Annotated in this window: 19 protein-coding genes; 10 read left to right on the forward strand and 9 right to left on the reverse strand. The window is 63.7% G+C overall.

The window, feature by feature from the left end; genetic code table 11:
* Window positions 1-79: 79 nt before the first annotated feature.
* Window positions 80-919 (forward strand): NAD-dependent protein deacetylase, encoded by an 840-nt coding sequence (locus PFEN_RS15700; RefSeq protein ID WP_191487726.1) that lies wholly within the window; start codon window positions 80-82, stop codon window positions 917-919.
* A gap of 95 nt (window positions 920-1,014) precedes the next feature.
* Here the strand turns inward: PFEN_RS15700 and PFEN_RS15705 are convergent, their stop codons facing one another.
* On the reverse strand, window positions 1,015-1,713 hold the full coding sequence (locus PFEN_RS15705) for a glutathione S-transferase N-terminal domain-containing protein (RefSeq protein WP_191487727.1): 699 nt from the start codon (window positions 1,711-1,713) through the stop codon (window positions 1,015-1,017).
* 160 nt (window positions 1,714-1,873) lie between these two features.
* Between PFEN_RS15705 and PFEN_RS15710 the strand changes: the two genes are divergently transcribed.
* Complete coding sequence (locus tag PFEN_RS15710; protein WP_191487728.1) at window positions 1,874-2,098, forward strand: YgdI/YgdR family lipoprotein; 225 nt, start codon at window positions 1,874-1,876, stop codon at window positions 2,096-2,098.
* A 69-nt stretch (window positions 2,099-2,167) separates the two neighbouring features.
* Here PFEN_RS15710 and PFEN_RS15715 read toward each other — a convergent pair whose 3' ends face one another.
* From PFEN_RS15715 to lexA, 4 genes are read right to left on the reverse strand one after another with little or no spacing between them, the layout of a single operon-like run.
* On the reverse strand, window positions 2,168-5,248 hold the full coding sequence (locus tag PFEN_RS15715; RefSeq protein WP_191487729.1) for an error-prone DNA polymerase: 3,081 nt from the start codon (window positions 5,246-5,248) through the stop codon (window positions 2,168-2,170).
* Window positions 5,245-6,663 carry a Y-family DNA polymerase gene (locus PFEN_RS15720; protein WP_191487730.1) on the reverse strand — a complete coding sequence of 473 codons (1,419 nt, stop codon included), beginning with the start codon at window positions 6,661-6,663 and terminating at the stop codon, window positions 5,245-5,247. Before PFEN_RS15720 ends, PFEN_RS15715 begins: the two co-directional genes overlap by 4 nt.
* A 7-nt stretch (window positions 6,664-6,670) precedes the next feature.
* Window positions 6,671-7,303 (reverse strand): translesion DNA synthesis-associated protein ImuA, encoded by a 633-nt coding sequence (gene imuA / locus PFEN_RS15725; RefSeq protein ID WP_191487731.1) that lies wholly within the window; start codon window positions 7,301-7,303, stop codon window positions 6,671-6,673.
* A complete protein-coding gene (gene lexA, locus PFEN_RS15730) occupies window positions 7,300-7,920 on the reverse strand; it encodes a transcriptional repressor LexA (RefSeq protein ID WP_191487732.1) in 621 nt (206 codons plus the stop codon). Before lexA ends, imuA begins: the two co-directional genes overlap by 4 nt.
* Window positions 7,921-8,273: 353 nt before the next feature.
* Between lexA and PFEN_RS15735 the strand changes: the two genes are divergently transcribed.
* The 4 genes from PFEN_RS15735 to PFEN_RS15750 all read left to right on the forward strand — a co-directional run bounded on the left by PFEN_RS15735 (window position 8,274) and on the right by PFEN_RS15750 (window position 12,084).
* Entirely contained in the window at window positions 8,274-8,531 is a 258-nt protein-coding gene (locus PFEN_RS15735; protein ID WP_224770975.1) for an Os1348 family NHLP clan protein, read from the forward strand.
* 179 nt (window positions 8,532-8,710) lie between these two features.
* The gene (locus PFEN_RS15740; RefSeq protein ID WP_191487734.1) at window positions 8,711-9,868 is read left to right on the forward strand and encodes an aKG-HExxH-type peptide beta-hydroxylase; all 1,158 of its coding nucleotides are present in this window, start codon (window positions 8,711-8,713) and stop codon (window positions 9,866-9,868) included.
* A gap of 162 nt (window positions 9,869-10,030) precedes the next feature.
* The gene (locus PFEN_RS15745) at window positions 10,031-11,233 is read left to right on the forward strand and encodes an MFS transporter (RefSeq protein ID WP_191487735.1); all 1,203 of its coding nucleotides are present in this window, start codon (window positions 10,031-10,033) and stop codon (window positions 11,231-11,233) included.
* Window positions 11,234-11,487: 254 nt separating this feature from the next.
* Complete coding sequence (locus tag PFEN_RS15750; protein ID WP_191487736.1) at window positions 11,488-12,084, forward strand: NUDIX domain-containing protein; 597 nt, start codon at window positions 11,488-11,490, stop codon at window positions 12,082-12,084.
* 7 nt (window positions 12,085-12,091) lie between these two features.
* Here PFEN_RS15750 and nadE read toward each other — a convergent pair whose 3' ends face one another.
* From nadE to PFEN_RS15765, 3 genes are read right to left on the reverse strand one after another with little or no spacing between them, the layout of a single operon-like run.
* Window positions 12,092-12,919: an ammonia-dependent NAD(+) synthetase gene (gene nadE, locus PFEN_RS15755; RefSeq protein ID WP_191487737.1), complete on the reverse strand. Its 828-nt coding sequence runs from the start codon at window positions 12,917-12,919 to the stop codon at window positions 12,092-12,094.
* Between the two features lies 1 nt (window position 12,920).
* Entirely contained in the window at window positions 12,921-14,150 is a 1,230-nt protein-coding gene (gene pncB, locus PFEN_RS15760) for a nicotinate phosphoribosyltransferase (protein WP_191487738.1), read from the reverse strand.
* A gap of 3 nt (window positions 14,151-14,153) precedes the next feature.
* On the reverse strand, window positions 14,154-14,807 hold the full coding sequence (locus PFEN_RS15765) for an isochorismatase family protein (RefSeq protein WP_191487739.1): 654 nt from the start codon (window positions 14,805-14,807) through the stop codon (window positions 14,154-14,156).
* Window positions 14,808-14,973: 166 nt separating this feature from the next.
* Between PFEN_RS15765 and PFEN_RS15770 the strand changes: the two genes are divergently transcribed.
* From PFEN_RS15770 to PFEN_RS15780, 3 genes are read left to right on the forward strand one after another with little or no spacing between them, the layout of a single operon-like run.
* Complete coding sequence (locus PFEN_RS15770; protein WP_191487740.1) at window positions 14,974-15,519, forward strand: adenylyltransferase/cytidyltransferase family protein; 546 nt, start codon at window positions 14,974-14,976, stop codon at window positions 15,517-15,519.
* 1 nt (window position 15,520) lies between these two features.
* Window positions 15,521-16,237: an NUDIX hydrolase gene (locus tag PFEN_RS15775; protein ID WP_191487741.1), complete on the forward strand. Its 717-nt coding sequence runs from the start codon at window positions 15,521-15,523 to the stop codon at window positions 16,235-16,237.
* An 8-nt stretch (window positions 16,238-16,245) separates the two neighbouring features.
* Complete coding sequence (locus PFEN_RS15780; protein WP_191487742.1) at window positions 16,246-16,761, forward strand: NUDIX hydrolase; 516 nt, start codon at window positions 16,246-16,248, stop codon at window positions 16,759-16,761.
* Here the strand turns inward: PFEN_RS15780 and PFEN_RS15785 are convergent.
* Entirely contained in the window at window positions 16,756-17,598 is an 843-nt protein-coding gene (locus tag PFEN_RS15785; protein ID WP_191487743.1) for a PhzF family phenazine biosynthesis protein, read from the reverse strand. The two genes, PFEN_RS15780 and PFEN_RS15785, sit on opposite strands and share 6 nt — an antisense overlap.
* 248 nt (window positions 17,599-17,846) lie before the next feature.
* Here PFEN_RS15785 and PFEN_RS15790 point away from each other — a divergent pair, with 248 nt between their 5' ends.
* Window positions 17,847-18,461 carry a phage infection protein gene (locus PFEN_RS15790; protein WP_191487744.1) on the forward strand — a complete coding sequence of 205 codons (615 nt, stop codon included), beginning with the start codon at window positions 17,847-17,849 and terminating at the stop codon, window positions 18,459-18,461.
* The last annotated feature ends 73 nt before the right edge of the window (window positions 18,462-18,534 follow it).

The following is an 18,534-nucleotide window of genomic DNA, read 5'->3' on the forward strand; positions in this document are numbered from 1 at the left end:
GGGCTTTGATCGCGGCGATTCGTACCGAGGCAAACGCCGCTCATCGTCGTGTCATCCGCTCGATAACCGGAGATGTCCCATGCCCGATCCGCAGGTCAGCGCGGCCCTGGAAACGCTCTTGCCGCTGATGGTCGAACAGCCATTTCTGGTGCTCACGGGGGCTGGTATCAGCACCTCCTCCGGCATCCCGGACTACCGCGACAGCGACGGCGTGCGCCGTGGCAAGCCACCGATGATGATTCAGGAGTTCCTTGGCTCGCCCCAGGCCCGGCGTCGCTACTGGGCCCGGGCCATGCTCGGCTGGCCGCGGGTGCGCATGGCTCGACCGAACGCCGCCCACCGGGCGTTGGCCAGCCTGCAGACGCAGCAGCGTCTCAGCGGCCTGATCACCCAGAACGTCGACACCTTGCATGAGCAGGCCGGCAGTCACGATGTGATCGAGCTGCATGGCAGCCTGCACAAGGTCCTGTGCCTGGATTGTGGCATCCGCCTGGAGCGCGATGCCGTCCAGCTCATGCTGGAGGCGCAGAACCCTTATCTCGCCACTGTCGAGGCGGTCCAGGCACCCGATGGCGACACCCTGCTGGACAGCGTCTTCGAGTCGCGCTTTCAGGTGCCCCGCTGCCCGCGGTGTGCTGGCGAGCGCTTGAAACCCGACGTGGTGTTCTTCGGTGAAAACGTCGACCCGCTGACCGCCGCCCGGGCCCTGGCCAGCGCCGAGCAGGCGGCGGGCCTGCTGGTGATCGGTTCGTCGCTGATGGCCTATTCGGCCTTTCGGCTGTGCAAACTGATGGCCGAACGCGGCAAGCCACTGATCGCCATCAACCTGGGCAAGACCCGCGCCGATGAGTTGCTGAACTTCAAGTTCGAAGCCTCATGCGAGCAGTTGCTGCCGCTACTGGCCGAGCGCCTGGGCTGATCGGCAGGCGATAGACAACGCCTGGGGCGAACGGACGCAGCTCCTGCGCGCGGGTCGAGGCGTGCTGTTCCACCACCGTCCCGGCCCGCCGGGGCTCAACCCGGGATGGTCAGGCCCCTGATCACCGCCGGACGCGCCACGAACTGCTCCAGTGCGCGAAGCACATGGGGGAAGTCCTTGATGCCCACCAGGTCGCCGGCCTCGTAGAAACCGATCAGGTTGCGAATCCACGGGAAAGTGGCGATGTCGGCAATGCTGTAGTCGTCGCCCATGATCCAGCGGCGGCTTTCCAGGCGCTGGTCCAGCACGCCGAGCAGGCGCTTGCTCTCGGCGACATAACGGTCGCGTGGGCGCTTGTCCTCGTAGTCCTTGCCGGCGAACTTATGGAAGAAACCGAGCTGACCGAACATCGGCCCGATACCGCCCATCTGGAACATCACCCACTGGATCGTTTCATAGCGCCGGCCCAGGTCCTTGGACATGAAGCGCCCGGTTTTCTCGGCGAGATAGATCAGGATTGCCCCGGATTCGAACAACGGCAGCGGCTGGCCGTCGGGGCCGTTGGGGTCGATGATCGCCGGGATCTTGTTGTTGGGGTTCAACGACATGAATTCCGGCGTCAGTTGGTCATTGCTGGAGAAATTGACCAGGTGCGCTTCATACGGCAGGCCCAGCTCTTCGAGCAGGATCGAAACCTTGACACCGTTGGGCGTAGGCAACGAATACAGCTGGAGACGGTCTGGATGTTGAGGGGGCCATTTATGCGTGATGGTGAACTCGGAAAGATCAGTCATGGAAAGCATCCAGCAAGCGGTAGGGAATGCGGCAACGGGTCAGGACCATCCACCCGTCCGGGCGCTGATTATAGGCACAGCCGATGGCCATGCCTGTAGCGTCGGGCATGACATTTTTTTTGCACCACAAAGCGCCAATCACTGAAACAGAGAGGACGTCATGAATCTGAAAACTCTTAGCCTGCCGTTGCTGGCAGCAGCGTTCCTGGCCTTGGCGGGCTGCTCCACGCCCACCGTGGTGACCTTGCAGAACGGGACCCAGTACCTGACCAAGGACACGCCCAAAACCCACTCCGCCGATGGTTTCTATGAGTTCAGGGATATTTCCGGCAAGCAGGTGCGGGTCAAGGCGTCCGATGTGGCGACGGTCAAACCGAAGGATTGATACCCGGGGCCTTGATGAGTCGTGATCTTGCCCGCGAAGAGGCCGGCACAGACACCACACACCCAGTCCTCAGCGAAAATCCCGGCTGCGCACGCTGATATCCGCCAGCATCTCACCCAGGTCGCTCAGGCGCCCGGCAATCACATGCCGCACGTCGCCCTCGGTTTCCAGGCGTCCGTCGACTTTCAGCAGTTGCGCGCCCACCAGCACCTGCCGTTGCCGTTCGGCCAGGTCGCGCCAGACCACCACATTGACGTTGCCGAATTCGTCCTCGAGGGTGACAAAGGTCACCCCGCTGGCCGTACTCGGCCGTTGGCGACCGGTGACCAGCCCGACAATGCTCACTGGCCGCCCGTGTTCGACCTCCAGCAGCTCCCGCGAACTGCGACAGCGTAAAGCCTTCAACTGCCCGCGCAACAAGGCCAGCGGGTGCGGGCCCAAGGTCGTGCCGAGGCTGGCGTAATCCGCTTGCAAGTCCTCGCCGACACTCGGGCGCGGCAAGGCCACCGGCGTTTCGGTTGCCCTCGGCAACCCGGCGAACAACCCCAGTTGCGCCTCGACCCCAGCCACTTCCCAGCGCGCCTGATAACGATCACCAGCCAGACCGCGCAAGGCTCCGGCATCGGCCAGCAGTTCCTGGGCCCGGGTATCGAGCCGCGCCCGCTCGCCGAGGTCGGCGATATCCTCGAAGGCCCCGCCCCGGCGGGCCGTTTCGATCCGTAGCGCATCCTCCTCGCGAAACCCACGGATCATCCGCAAGCCCAGGCGCAACGCCGGCTGCGGGCCTTCGTTCGGCTCCAGGCTGCAATCCCAGGCGCTGGCCCGGACATCCACCGGACGAATCTGCAACCGGTGACGCCGGGCATCCTGGAGGATCTGGTCCGGGCTGTAGAAGCCCATCGGCCAACTGTTGATCAGCGCACAGGCGAACGCCGCCGGCTCATGGCACTTCAGCCAGCAACTGGCATAGGTCAGCAAGGCAAAGCTGGCGGCATGGGACTCGGGAAAACCGTAACTGCCAAACCCCTTGATCTGCTCGAAGATCTGCGCGGCGAACTCCGCTGAATAGCCGTTTTTCGCCATGCCCTCGGCCAGCCGCAGGCGATGCGGCTCAAGCCCGCCATGACGTTTCCAGGCCGCCATGGAACGGCGCAACTGATCGGCCTCGCCCGGCGTGTAATCCGCCGCCACCACCGCAATCTGCATGACCTGCTCCTGGAACAGCGGCACCCCCAACGTGCGTTTCAGGACCTCTTCAAGCGCCGGCGATGGATAGGTCTCGGGCTCCTCCTTGTTTCGCCGCCGCAGGTACGGATGCACCATGCCGCCCTGGATCGGACCCGGCCGGACAATCGCCACTTCGATCACCAGGTCATAGAAATTCTTCGGTTTGAGGCGTGGCAGCATCGACATCTGCGCCCGTGACTCGATCTGGAACACGCCAATGGTATCGGCCCGGCCAATCATCGCGTAGGTCGGCGCGTCGTCCGGTGGCAGGTTCGCCAGCGTCCAGCGTGGCCCACCGCGGTACTGCTGAACCAGGTCGAAACAGCGGCGCAGCGCGCTGAGCATGCCCAGGGCCAGGACATCGACCTTGAGCAAACCGACCTTGTCCAGGTCATCCTTGTCCCACTGGATAATCGTCCGCTCGGCCATGGCGGCGTTTTCCACCGGCACCAGGGTGTCCAGCGGCGCCTCGGAAATCACGAACCCGCCCGGATGCTGGGACAAATGCCGGGGAAAACCGATCAGTTGCCGGGTCAGCCCCAGCACCCGGCGCAGCACCGGGCTGTCGGGATCGAAGCCGTTCTCGCGCAGACGCTCAGGCGCTGGCGGCTCATCGCTCCAGTGGCCACAGGCGTCGGCCAGGGCATTGACCTGATCCGGCGGCAGGCCCAGCGCCTTGGCCACATCCCGCACCGCCCCCGCGCCATGGTAGGTGCTGACCACCGCCGTCAAGGCCGCCCGGCCGCGACCATAGCGCCGGAACACGTATTGCAGGACCTCTTCGCGGCGATCGTGCTCGAAGTCGACATCGATGTCTGGTGGCTCGTTGCGCTCGCGGGAGAGGAAACGCTCGAACAGCATGTTGGTGCGATCCGGGTTCAGCTCGGTGACGCCCAGGGCATAACAGACCACCGAGTTCGCCGCCGAACCACGCCCCTGACAGAGAATGCCCTGCTTGCGGGCGAAGTCGACGATATCCTGCACCGTCAGGAAATAACTGTCGTATTCCAGCTCGGCGATCAATACCAGCTCTTTTTCGATGAGGTCCCGAACCCGGCTACTGATCCCTTCGGGCCATCGGCGACGAACGCCCTCTTCTGTCAGGTGGCGCAACCAGGATGCCGGAGTCTGCCCTTCCGGCACCAATTCACGGGGATACTGGTAGTGCAACTGGCCGAGATCGAAAGTACAACGCCGGGCAATGACCTGGGTCTCGGCCAGCAAGGCCGCCGGGTAAATCCCGCGCAAGGTTTCGAGGCTGCGCAGATGCCGCTCGCCATTGGCATGCAGCTGCTGCCCGGCATCGGCCACCCGGGTGTGCAGGCGAATGGCGGTCATGGTGTCCTGCAGGGCACGGCGCGCACGCACGTGCATATGCACATCGCCGCTGGCCACGGCGGGAATCGCCAGCTCATCGGCCAGGGCCAGCAAGCGTGCCAGACGCCGGCCATCGTCCTGACCACAATGCAGCTCCACGGCCAACCACAGCCGTTCGGGAAAGCGCTCGCGCAACCAGCGGCCCTCGGCTTCGACGATGTCCCGCCCAGGCAGCCACAACGCCAGCAGCCCCGGCAGGTCCTGCAGGAAATCCTCCCGCAACACTTGATAACGGCCCTTTTCCGCACGCCGCCGGGCCTGGGTGATCAATCGGCAAAGGCTCTGGTAGCCCGCCAGGTTTTCCACCAGCAGTACCAGCCTGGGCCCATTCTCGACCTGCATTTCACTGCCGATGATCAACGGCAGGCCGCTGTCCTGCGCGGCCTGCCAGGCCCGGACAATCCCCGCCAGGGTGCACTCGTCGGTGATCGCCAGGGCTTGATAGCCCTGCTCCCTGGCCCGTTCGAACAACTCCTGGGCGCTGGAAGCCCCGCGCTGGAAACTGAAGTTCGACAGGCAATGCAGCTCGGCGTATGCGCCACTCATGCGAACCAACCCTGCAGCAGCAACGGGCCGCTTTCACCCACCGGACGATAGGCCCAGGCGTGGCGGCCGGCACGGGTCTCGATCAGGTAATAGTCACGACGCACATCCGCGCCGTCCCACCAGCCCGACTCGATCCGCTCCGGCCCCAGCAGGACCCGCGTCGACTGTTCGGGCAGTGCCAGCGGCACCTTGAGCAGCCAGCCGGGGCGCAACGGCCCAGCCACGGCCAACGGGCCGGGCGTGCTTGCCGGGAGCGGCTGCCAGGCGCACTCGGGACGGTGATCGGCCTGGAACCGCAGGCCCTGCACCGCGTCATCCCCCAGCCGGGCGCGCAGGCGTTCGCGCAACTGTTCCCAGGGCAAGGACTGTTGCGGGCGCTCGTCGAACAGTTCGCGGTGTTCCGGGACAAAGGCCGGCAGGTCCTCGGCCTCCAGGCGGAAGCCACGCACCGCCGCCTCGACCTGGACCTGCTCCAGGCGTCCGCGAGCCAGTTCGAAGAGCATTGCCGGATCGCGCTCGGCACTCAACAGGCCAACCTTGATCCGCGTGTCCGCGACTCCGGCATGCTCCAGGATCAGTTCGAAACGCTGCACACCGCTGTCACGGCCACAGAGAAACGCCGACAGGTCCGCGGTCAGGCGGCGCAAGGGAAACAGCAAGGCCTGATGCGAGGTCACGTCGAAATTCAGCTCGATCCGCGCCGCGAAGCGATCCGGCGGCAGATAGAACGCCAGGGCCAACGGCCGCTCGCCAAGCAAGGTATCAAGGTGCTTGAGCAGCGCCGCCTCGAAGCGTCGGGCCAGGCTGTGCCGGGGCAAGGCCAGCACTTGCGCCAGGGTTCGCAGGCCCATGCGCGACAAGGCCGTGGCCGCGTCTTTTTCCAGCCCGACCCGGTCGATCGGCATCTGTCCCAGGGTCTGGCGCAAGACCTCGTTGTCCGCCAGGGCCAGGCCATCGTAGGCATTGGCCAGGACCCTGGCCGCCGCCGGATTCGGGGCGACGACGATCCGATGGCGAAAGCCCAGGCCGGTCAGTTCCGCGCGCAAGCGCGCTTCCAACTGCGGCCAGGGGCCGAACAGGCCCAGGCTGGACTCGATCTCGAACAACAAGGTCCGCGGATAACGCAGGCTGACCTGGGAGCTGAAACGATAGGCCCAGGCGGCGAGAAACTGCTGCCACTGCTCGATTTCGGCGGGATCGTATTCGGCGCTGGCAAAGGCCTTGGTCAAGGCATGGGCGGCCGTCAGCGATTGCCCGGGACGCAGGCCCAAGGCCCGGGCCGCGGCGTTCACCGCCTGCACCACCCGACGCTGTGGCGAACCCGTCAGCAGCGCCAGCGGTGCCTCGGGCTCAGGGGTTCGACGCAGCACACCGTCCAGCGCCAATTGCGGAAAAACAATACAGACCCAACGCATGCCAACCTCAATGCCCCGTGTTGAAGGCAATCGGTGCCGAATGGGCCAAGCCACCCCGGCACTTGAGCACTCGCAACTGCGCGGGGCGAGCATCGACGGCAATCCGCAGGGCCGCCGGCGATGGATTGATCGCCTCCGCCAGCGAACGGTAGGCGAAGGCCAGGGTCTGGCCGGTTTCCGCCGCTACCTGCAAGCGCCGCAAGGCCCGGTCATCGGCCTGTTGCGGCCAGCACAGGACCGCCCCGCAACTGCCGGAACGCAGGCACTGCTCGGCCGCCCACAGGGCATCGCGCGGTGCCGCCTGGATCACCGCCAACTGCCGCAGGTCCACCCCCGCGCTCAGCCACGCCTGGGGGTAGGGCACATGGGGCGGCGCCACCAGGACGATGCGCTCGCCCCGGGCCGACAACCGCGCCAGGGTCGGCCAGACCAGCTGCAACTCGCCGACCCCCTCCCCGGCGATCAGGATCTCCGTCAGCGCCGCCGCCGGCCAGCCAGCACCGGGCAAGGCGGCGTCGAGGGCCGCATGGCCCGTGGGCTGGCGATCGGACTGCGGCTCGGCCAACGGCGCGACAGCGCGGCCTTTCCACACCCGCCGCTCGTCGAGCAGCGTGTCCAGGGCGACTGCCACGCCCCTCATGCCGGCCGCACCAGACCGCAGAACACGCCTTCGATGGCCAGCTCCTGATGTTCGGGATCGACGACGATGGGCTCATAGGCCGGGTTGCGCGCCAACAAACGGATGCCCGTGGCCGTGCGTTCGAAGCGCTTGATGGTGACCTCGCCGTCGAGCCGGGCCACGACGATCTGGCCGTTGCGCACCTCGCCGGTGCGGCGCACCGCCACCAGGTCACCGTCGAGAATGCCATCGCCGATCATCGAGTCGCCCTGCACCCGCAGCAGGTAGTCCGGGGTCCGGGAAAACAGCGCCGGGTCGAGCAGCAGCCGGCGATCCACCTGGGCATCGACATCGATGGGCCGCCCCGCCGCCACCCGGCCCAGCAGCGGAATATCCAGCAACTCGGCCCGGGGGGCTTGATCGAGCAGGCGGATGCCCCGTGCCTGATGGGCGTTGACCTCGATGAAGCCGCCCTCGGCCAAGGCCAGCACGTGCTTGCGCGCCACGCTGCGGGAGGCGAAACCAAAGGCCTCGGCGATCTCGGCAAGGCTCGGGGGCTGGCCGTTGCGCACGATGCGCTCGCGGATAAAGGTCAGGATGGCGGTACGGCGGGGGCTTAAAGTCGTCATGGAGTACATTTGTACTCCTGTGGGATTTCCCTGACAAGAGCCATCAGTCAGAGACACGAACCTGTACGCCACGGCACCGTGAACAGCGAGTGGCCCGGCCCCGATGGCAGCACGGGCGCTGCCTTGATGTGCGAACAAACCGACAGAATTATCCTGCATATAAAATATTGTAAGACTGTTCCGCAGACATCATTAATGTCTCTTTCAAATCCGCACTGCAAACTTCTTGAAAATTAATAACCACAACATTGAAAAATAAAATCACCTTGCTATATTCACTCAAACACTCCTTCACTGAAAACGGCCTCTCGGCCTGTTTCGTCCTGTTCAATTAAAAGTTTCAACCCTTATTGGAGATCGCCATGCCCGCTTCCCATACAAGCCACCAGGAACGTCTTGCAACCCTTCTGGGTCATGCGATAAGGGATGAACCATTCGCCATGGAGCTGCAGAAGAATCCACCCGGCGCCGCCAGGGGCCTGGGCCTGACCTTGCGTATCGACGAGGTGGTGGCGCTCAAGGGCCTGGACATTGGCCAAATGGCGGCGGCCGCGCAAACCCTGCGCAGCCCTCTCGCGACCCGCGCCACCTTCGACCAGCAGCAGGTGCGAACCGATTAAGCCCGCGCCTGCGTCCGTGCTGTATCGCGAAGTTTTCGTTACATACTCATTGAATAAATACCCCACGGGAAACTATTGATTCTCGCCGTTACCCAGGCACTGCCGAAACTATAAAAACCAACGCCTTTCTTTATTGAAGGCGCGTTATTGCATGTTTGTCATTCATCGAGTCAAACCCCATGAATAGCATGACCAGCCGGCTGCAATCCCAGCTCGACGAGCTTTTCCAGCACAACACTTTTTTACCCGACGCCACCCCGGAGCGCTTTCGCCGCCTGCTGGATCAACTCAGCCAGCAGCGCTACAGCAGGTTCGCCGCGCTCTATGCCGAATGTTTCCAAATCTTCGAGGGCAGTAGCAAGCTCGAACCGTTCTTCACCTGTGCGAACAACCTGATTCTGCTGCCGGTTACCCAGCGCCGCCTGGTCATCAACGACCCGGTGTTCCAGATCTGGATGACCCTGGCGTTTCAGCATGCCAATGCGGTATTGACCGACCTCGCGGACACCCCCTCGGCCTTGCAAAGCCTGCTCCTGGAGCTGCCGGCAGTCCTGCAACGCATCACCCAGACGGCGGTCGAGCACAAGTACTCGAACCACCCGCCGATCCGACGTTTCAATGTCGATCCGCTGATCGCCGCCGCGACCCCGCCCAACTATGAATTCCCTGAGGACGAAAGCACCCGCAAGCACCTGGAGCGCAGTGGTTACTCCATCCACTTCTTCCGCGACGTGGTCAGTGTCGCCCTGTCGCGCATCGCCAACACCTGGCCGGCCTGCTACGAACAGTTCAGGCATCTGGTCAAGCTGATCTGCCACCTGCCCGACGGCACCTTCCGCAGCTGTTCGGCGGCGCGCTATACCGGGGTCATCCTGTTGTCGGCCAAGGATCATTCGATCCTCGACATCGAGGAATCACTGGTTCATGAAACCACTCATCAACTGTTGTACAGCCTGGTCGAAGTCTGTCCGATCATCGATGAGCAGCACGCCGGAGAGCGCCTGTTCACACTCCCCTGGTCCGGGCTGAGGAGCGATCTGCATGGCTATGTCCATGCCTTTTTCGCCGCGCTCGCCCAGGTCAAATACCTTGAGCGCGTGCGCCAGCGCCCGGCCACGGAAATGCAACGGGCCGAAGAACGGTTGCTCGATCTCCTGAAGGGCCTGCTCAAGGCCTTGCCGGAACTCGAGGCCTGCGACGACTTCTCGCCCCGTGGCCGAACCCTCATGGACAATCTCGCCCAGGAGGTACATGCCCTGCGCCACCGCCATGCCGACCTGTTGAGCCGGCCGAGCGCGGCGACGGGCAGCCGGTCGACCCTGGGCATGAGCGTCTAGGAGCCGTCACCGGCGTGCGCCTGAGCGGCGCTCCCTCTGGGGGCGCCCAACCGGCTCGGAACAATCAACGAGGCTGATATCGACTATGCCTGCAGCCGTCTTACTCCCCCGCGGCGCAATGTCTAGACTCGCTTACCTCACCTGTTCCAGAGCCTTGAAGCCATGCCAACTCACCCCCATGCTGCCCCCGTGATGACCCGCTCCCTGGTGATGCTGTTCGCCTTCTGCTGTGGCGCCATCGTGGCCAATATCTACTATGCCCAACCGATCATCGACCTGATCGCCCCGGACCTCGGCATTTCCGCCCACAGCGCCAGCCTGATCGTGTCCCTGACCCAGATCGGCTACGCCCTGGGCCTGTTCTTCCTGGTGCCACTGGGTGACCTGCTGGAAAACCGCAAGCTGATGATCGGCACCGCGCTGATCGCCACGTTCAGCCTGGTGGCCGCTGGCCTGGCCCGGCAACCCGGGGTGTTCCTGGTGGTGTCGCTGCTGATCGGCTTCAGTTCGGTATCGGTACAGATCCTGATTCCCCTGGCCGCGCACCTGGCCCCTGAAGAATCACGCGGACGCGTGGTCGGCGGGATCATGGGCGGCTTGCTGCTGGGCATCCTGCTGGCGCGGCCGCTGTCCAGCGTGATCGCCGACCACTTCGGCTGGCGCACGGTATTTATCGCCGCCGCCGTGCTGATGCTGTTCATCATGCTGGTGATCCTCACCACCATGCCCAAGCGCCAGCCCAGCCACAGCGCCACCTACGGGCAACTGCTGGGCTCGCTGGGGAAGTTGTTCCGTGACCAGCCGGTGTTGCGCCAGCGGGCCTGGTACCAGGGCTTGATGTTCGCCACCTTCAGCTTGTTCTGGACCGCCGTGCCGCTGGAGTTGTCACGGGTTCATGGGCTGTCGCAGTCCGAGATCGCCCTGTTCGCCCTGGTCGGCGCCATGGGGGCCATTGCCGCGCCGCTGGCCGGTCGACTGGCGGATGCCGGGCATACGCACCGGGCCTCCTGGCTGGCGATGTTGCTGGCAACCCTGAGCTTTGCCCCGGCGCTGATCCATCCGGCCTACAGCGTGATCGGCCTGGCCGTGACCGGGGTGCTGCTGGACTTCGCGGTGCAGATGAACATGGTCCTCGGGCAGCGCTCGGTCTATGCCCTCGACGCCGCCAGCCGCGGTCGCCTCAATGCCCTGTACATGACCAGCATCTTCATCGGCGGCGCCATTGGCTCGGCCCTGGCCAGCGTGTTGTATGAACAAGGCGGCTGGCTGGCGATCATGCTGTTGGGCAGTGCGCTGCCGCTGGTGGCGCTGTTGAGTTTCCTGATAGTCGCGAACCGTGAGAAGCGGCAGATGGCGCTGGCATAGAAACATCTCCAGCGACCTCTGGGGCCCTTTCGCGGGCAAGCTCCGCTCCCACGGATTTGGCGGTACACACAGAACCTGTTTGGCAAGGCACAAGGAGCTTGTTTTTGCTGGGCACATGGAACTTGTGGTTGCCCCGGATCTAATGTGGGAGCGGAGCTTGCCCGCGAAGAGGATCTGACAAACACCACAGAGCCCCGACAAAAACACCGCTCCCCTTGTATGATCTGCGCTTTGCACACCACAGGGCGTGGATCATGACCGCAACGAAAGACCGGGTTCGCATCGTCGACAGCACCGTCCTCTCGGACGACTGGTACCTGCTGAAGAAGACCACCTTCGATTTCCTGCGCAGCGACGGCACCTGGCAGCGGCAAAGCCGCGAGACCTACGACCGTGGCAATGGCGCGACCATCCTGCTGTTCAACCGCGAAAAACAGACCGTGGTACTGACCCGACAATTCCGCTTCCCGGTGTTCGTCAACGGCCATGACGGCATGCTGGTGGAAGCCGCCGCCGGCCTGCTGGAAAACGCCTCGCCCGAGGACCGGATCCGCGCCGAGGCCGAGGAGGAAACCGGCTACCGCGTGCAGAACGTGCAGAAGATCTTCGAAGCCTTCATGAGCCCGGGCTCGGTAACCGAGAAGCTGCACTTCTTCCTCGGCGAGTACGATGGCGACAGCAAGGTCGGCCACGGTGGCGGCCTGGAAGCCGAGGGCGAGGACCTGGAGGTGCTCGAACTGTCCCTTGACGACGCGCTGCAAGCAGTACGACGCGGGGAGATCGTCGACGCCAAGACCATCATGCTGTTGCAGTATGTGGCCTTGAACAAAACCCTCGACACCCCGCGCTGATCCCTGCTCACACCGGCGAGCAGGGCAAGGCCCGCTTGTGCGCGGTCCTGGCGTAGGCCGCCTCGATGATCGCGCTGGCCTGCGCCGACACCGGCTGCCCCAACAGGTAGGCGTCGATCTCGGCATAGCTGCAGCCGTAGGCGAGCTCGTCCGGCTTGCCGGGCACCAGCTCCTCCAGGTCGGCCGTCGGCTCTTTGTAGACCAACGGTTCCGGCGCGCCCATGGCCGAGGCCAGCCGCCGCACCTGGCCCTTGGTCAAGCCGGACAAAGGCGCCAGGTCGCAGGCACCGTCGCCGAACTTGGTGAAAAAGCCCATCAGCGCTTCCGCCGCATGATCGGTGCCGACCACCAGCCCGTTGACGAAGTTGGCGAGCGCGTATTGGGTCATCATCCGCGCCCGGGCCTTGACGTTGCCTTTGACGAAATCCACCTGCGCCGGCGTTGCTTCCAGCGACTCGACATCAAGACTGCCCATCAACCCGTCCACGCAGGCCGAGATATTCGCGCTGCTGACCTGGTCCGGTTGGATAAATGCCAGGGAGGCCTGGGCGTCGCGTTCGTCAGCCTGGGTCCGGTACGGCAGACGCATGGCGATAAAGCGCGCCGTGCCGCCCTCCTCGCGCAACTGCTGCACCGCCAACTGACACAGCCGACCGGCGGTCAGTGAGTCGACGCCGCCGCTGATCCCGAGCACCAGCGCCTGACAACCGGAACCTTTCAACACGGTCTTGATGAAATCGATGCGCCGAGCCAGTTCCGCCGCCTCGTCACCCGCTGCCAGTTGCCGGTTCACTCCCAGCGCCATGGCAATACGATCCTGATTTTCGCGTCCCATTTCACACCTCCAGTTGCTGGTTGATTGGCGTCACGTTGAACACCTGCGCCGCATAGCGCAGGAACGACGGGTCTTCACACACATTCTTCACCGGGTCATCGGAAAACTTCACCACCGGTTCACCGTGGACCCGCACCAGTTTCATCACGATGCTCAGCGGCTCGACGCCGTCGACATCGCAAGCCAGGCTGGTGCCCATGCCGAAGCCGAACCGCGCCTTGCCCCTGATGTGACGCAGGATCGGCAGGCACTTCTCGAAGTTCAAGCCATCGGAGAACATCAGGTCCTTGGTCATCGGGTCGATCCCCAGTTGCGCATAACGTGCCAGCACCTTGTCGGCCCAGACAATCGGGTCGCCCGAGTCCTGGCGCAGGCCGTCGTAGAGCTTGGCGAAATACAAGTCGAAATCCTTGAGGAAAAAATCGGTGCTGATGCAATCGGTCAGAGCGATCCCGAGACGCCCGCGGTATTCACGCACCCAGTTTTCCAACGCCGCATTCTGGCTCTCGCGCAGGCGGCCGAGTTGCTGATGCACCATCAGCCATTGGTGGGCCATGGTGCCGATCAGCGGCAGATCGAACTTGTAGGCCAGGTGGGCATTGCTGGTGCCGACGAACACCCCGGGAAAGTCACGCCGCATGATATCCACCACCTCGCGCTGGGCACGGAACGACAAGCGCCGGCGGGTCGAGAAGTCCGAGACCCGCAGGTCGGCCAACTCGTCGCGACTGAGGTTTTTCTCCAACCACTCGAACTTCTGGTAGAGCTTGCGACTGACATCCTCCAGCGCCACCTCCGGGTATTTGTCGCGGTTGCGCAACTCGCTGACCAAGGCCAGCACCGGCTGTTCAAACATGATGCAGTGCAGCATCGGGCCACGGACACGGATGCTCAGTTGACCGTCGACTTCACCGACCTGGATGTAGCGCAGGTTGAACCGGAACAACTCGAGGAACTGCTCGAAGTCCGGCGTCAGGTACTCACGGAAACGCCGATTGAACAGGAAACGCAGTTCGCCTTCGCGCATTTGCAGGCCGGCGAGGTTTTCCAGCTCGACGCGCAGCTCAGGGATCAGATGCGTGAGTTTTTCCCGGGAGCGCACGATGAACTGATATTCCACCTCGACGTTGGGGTACTGGTGCAATACCGCCTGCATCATGGTGAAGGTGTAGTAGTCGGTATCCAGCAGTCCCTGGATGAGGCCGCCTTCGCGGTTGAATGCACTTTCCATGACTTACTCCTGGTGGCCCACGGCGCGGGCCAACTGTTCGCGACTGTTGACGACCTCGACACGCGCCTGTTGCAGGTCGTGGACCGCCTGCCGTGCGCCTTCGGCACTGATGGCGCGACAGGCCGGCAGGTAGACAATGACCTGGAAACCCGCCCCCGCCAGTTGCAACGCGGTGGTCTTGACGCAGAAATCCAGGGCCAGGCCGCCGACGATCACCTGCCGGACCCGCTGGGCATTGAGGTACTCGATCACCCCCGTGGACAGCTTGTGATGGAGGTCGTGGAAGCAGGCGCCGTAAGGGTGCAGTTCAGGCTCCACGCCCTTCCAGACGAAGTAGTCGTAATCAAGGGGCGTCGGCAACTCATCGAGCAGCGTGAAGCCATCGGTGCCGGGGACGCAGTGGCTGACCCAGGTCAGATCGGCGTGCTCAAGCCTCGTGGGCTTGAGCATCTGCTCGTGGGAGCCCACCACCCAGGGCGCCTGGGGACTGTGGGCGTCCTTGCTGCCGACGCGGATATCGGCCAGCGAGGCCATGAAGTTCAGCTCGACACCGATCAAGTGACCTCCCACCACCGGCAGCTCATCCGGGCAGAGTGGTGTGAAGCCCTTCTGGGCGTCGACATCGAAAGCGGCGATCTTGATGACTTGAGTGTTCATGGCGGGCTCTCCCTTGGCGATGGGATAAAGGTACACGTCATGTACTTTCAAATCAAGCACGATTTCACTCACTTATTCCTGACCAATTCAAATGGAAAGGAGTCATGAATTAGCCCTTGATACATAAGTACATGACGAGTACTTTTAAAACAAAGGAGACCGACTCATGTACGAACTCGCAATCTACGGTGGTGCCTTCAATCCTCCACACGCCGGTCACGCCCTGGTGATGATCGAAGCCTCCCGTCACGCGCGCTCGGTATGGGTGGTGCCGTCCTTCAGGCACCCCCACGGCAAACGCATGGCCGAATACGAACGACGCCTGGACTGGCTGCACGCGATCGTCGAACAGGTCCGGCCGGCCTGCTCGTCGGCGATTTCAGTGTGCCGGATCGAGCAGCAACTGGCCCAGGACAACGAGACGCCGGTCTACAGCTATGAGCTGCTGTGCGCCCTGGCCGGGATGACCGGCCTGCCCAGCCGCCAGATCGCCCTGGTGGTCGGGCACGATGTCGCCGCCCAACTGGCGGATTTCCATCTGGGCGCGCGGTTACTTGAACGTTTCTCGGTGCTTTGCGTGGCAGAACAAGCGGGCGTGCGCAGTACGCTGCTGCGCGAACGGCTGGCGCTGGGCGAAACATTACCGGCGCACTGGATGGCACCCGGGATGGATCCGGTAGACTACGACCTCTATGCCGCACACAGGAATTGATATGCCGGACCCAACACCCCGCGCGCCGAGGAAAAGCGACTACCTGCACACCATCGACTTGTGCGTGCTTTTCTACTGCCGGCACGCCCAGGCACTGCAGATCCTGCTGCACAAGCGCGAGGCCGAGCCGTTCCAGGGCCATTGGGCGTTACCCGGCCTGGTGGTCAACGGCGCGGTGCCCGACCTGACGCTGGAGGACGCGGTGGAACGCCTGCGCGCCAGTGACAAGGTCAACCTGCCGCTGGCCTGGATCGAACAGGTGGGTACCGTGGGCGATGCCTTTCGCGATCCGCGCTGCTGGTCGTCCTCGACCTTCTACCTGGCCATCGTCAGTGAAGAGCCGAGCCTGAACGAGCAACAAGCCTGGTTCGCCCTCGACAGCGTCGCCGACGGTTCGGTACGGCTGCCCTTCGATCACAACGCACTGGTGGCGGCGACACAGGAGCGGCTGTTGTCCAAATCGCTGTACAGCAGCCTGCCGCTGATGTTTCTCGGCGCCGAGTTCAGTGCCCCGGAAGCCACCGCGATCTTCTCCCGGGTGCTGGCGCGCCCGGTGCTCAAGACCAGCACCCGACAACGCTTGCTGAAGATGAGCGAAGCCGGCTACCTGCGGGAAACCGGACGCAAGAAACAGGGGGACGGCGGACGGCCACAAGCCACCCTGGAAAACCTCAAACCTGACGCGCTCTATCTGTTCGACCGCTGCTTTCTGGAGTAACGCCACGCATGAAGCCCGATACAGAATCCGAATGCCTGTTGCACACGCCCTACTTCGATGTGGTCAAGCAACGGGGTTATTTCATCGTCAAGGAACCCCAGGCCATCAATGGCGTGGTGGCGGTGCCCGTGCTGCCGGATGGACGCCTGATGCTGGCGGTGCTGCAACGCCGGGCCATCGGCGCCCAGTCGATCGAGTTCCCCCGTGGCGCCATCGACCACGGCGAGAGCGCCAGCGAGGCCGCCGCCCGTGAACTCCGGGAGGAAACCGGCTGGCCGGCCCTGAACGTCACGCAACTGGGCCTGCTGCACAGCAACACCTCGCTGATCGCCAGCGCGGTGGCTGTCTGCCGGGTGGACATTGACGGCCAGGCCGTCGAAAGCACCGATGGCGAGGTCGACAAGGTGCTGTTCGTCACCCTGGCGCAACTCAAGGCGATGATTGCCGCGGGCGACATTACCGACGGGCATACCTTGTCGGCGACCATGATGCTGATCGCCCACGCGTCGAGCCCATCGTTATAGATTCAGGCTGCCGCTGATGCAGGTCACGGCGGCACCGCCGACCCAGATCTCGTCACCCACCTGCTCCACCCGGATCCGCCCGGCACGTCCCATCGCCGTGCCCTGGCTGACCCGATACGACCGCGGCGCGCGCCCCTCTCCCAACAGCCAACGGGCAATACCGGCGTTCAGGCTACCGGTGGCCGGGTCTTCGCACATGCCTTCACCGGCGATCAGTGCTCGCACTTCGAACTGGCATTCGTCGCCGTCCAGCGCCGGATCCCAGGGGGCGATCAGCCCCACCGCCAGCCCTGTCAACTGGGCGTAGTCGGTTTTTACCGCCAGTACCCGTGCCCGGTCCGGCAGCATCAACACCAGCCAATCGATACCATTATCGACCCACTGGGCATCGAGCACTTCCTCCGGCGCCAGGCCCAGGCCCAGACGAACCCGCTCGCGCAGTGCCTCGTCCAGGGGGCCGGCACGACGCAGCGGCGGTGCGACAAACGCCAGGTCGGCGCCTCGACGTCGAATCCGCACCAGGCCGATCCCGCACTCCTGGATGATCTCCTCGCCCTGGGGCACGCCACCGGCCTCCAACCAGGCATGGCAGGAGCCCAGGGTCGGATGACCGGCGAAGGGCACTTCCTTGATAGTGGTGAATATCCGCACCCGATAGTCCGCCCGAGGGTCCTGGGGTGTCTGCAGAAAGGTGGTTTCGCTGAGATTGGTCCAGGTCGCGAAGGCCTGCATCTGTTCGGCGGTCAGAGCATCGGCGGCGAAGACCACGGCCAGCGGATTGCCCTTGAGCGGTTCCTGGCTGAAAACATCCAGTTGCTTGAAATCGTGCTGGCTCATGGTCGGACTCCCTGGCGAAAAACAGTCGGTATTCAGTGCGGGGATTTCATCACACAAACCGCTGCTTGAAACCACACAGTTGAGCACTTTCAACCCCTGCATCTGTATGCCGGGGCCGGCCCGGATCGGTACCGGCCGCCGTCATCATTGCCGTCGATGGTCACCATCGACCCAATGAAGTTCTCTTGAAAATCCAGGCGCGTAACCTTTGCTCCATACCCAACACACAACACCCGGAGCACACCACCATGAAACACCCACTCTTTCTCGGCCTTGCTTTCTCGGTACTGGCAGTCAACGCTTTCGCCGCCTCCTCGGCTCAACCCGTGGTCGCTTACACTCAACAGGCAGTGGCTGAAGGCGGTTCTGATCGCCTGATCGACCGCCGTGTAGCCGAAGGTGGCTCTGATCGCCTGATCGACCGCCGCGTTGCCGAAGGCGGCTCTGATCGTCTGATCGACCGTCGTGTAGCCGAAGGTGGCTCTGATCGCCTGATCGACCGCCGCGTTGCCGAAGGCGGCTCTGATCGTCTGATTGACCGTCGTGTAGCCGAAGGTGGCTCTGATCGCCTGATCGACCGTCGCGTTGCCGAAGGTGGCTCTGATCGTCTGATCGACCGTCGCGTTGCCGAAGGTGGCTCTGATCGCCTGATCGACCGTCGCGTTGCCGAAGGTGGCTCTGATCGCCTGATCGACCGTCGCGTTGCCGAAGGTGGCTCTGATCGTCTGATCGACCGTCGCGTTGCCGAAGGTGGCTCTGATCGTCTGATCGACCGTCGCGTTGCCGAAGGTGGTTCTGATCGCCTGATCGACCGCCGTGTAGCCGAAGGTGGTTCTGATCGTCTGATCCAGAATCGTGCATGAGTCGCTTTACCGCAGTATCCAACCAAGAGCCCGGCCTTATCAGCCGGGCTTTTCTTTGCGTGATGCACTGAGC

Origin of the sequence: Pseudomonas sp. FEN (genome assembly GCF_904067045.1) — a bacterium.
Taxonomy (GTDB): domain Bacteria; phylum Pseudomonadota; class Gammaproteobacteria; order Pseudomonadales; family Pseudomonadaceae; genus Aquipseudomonas.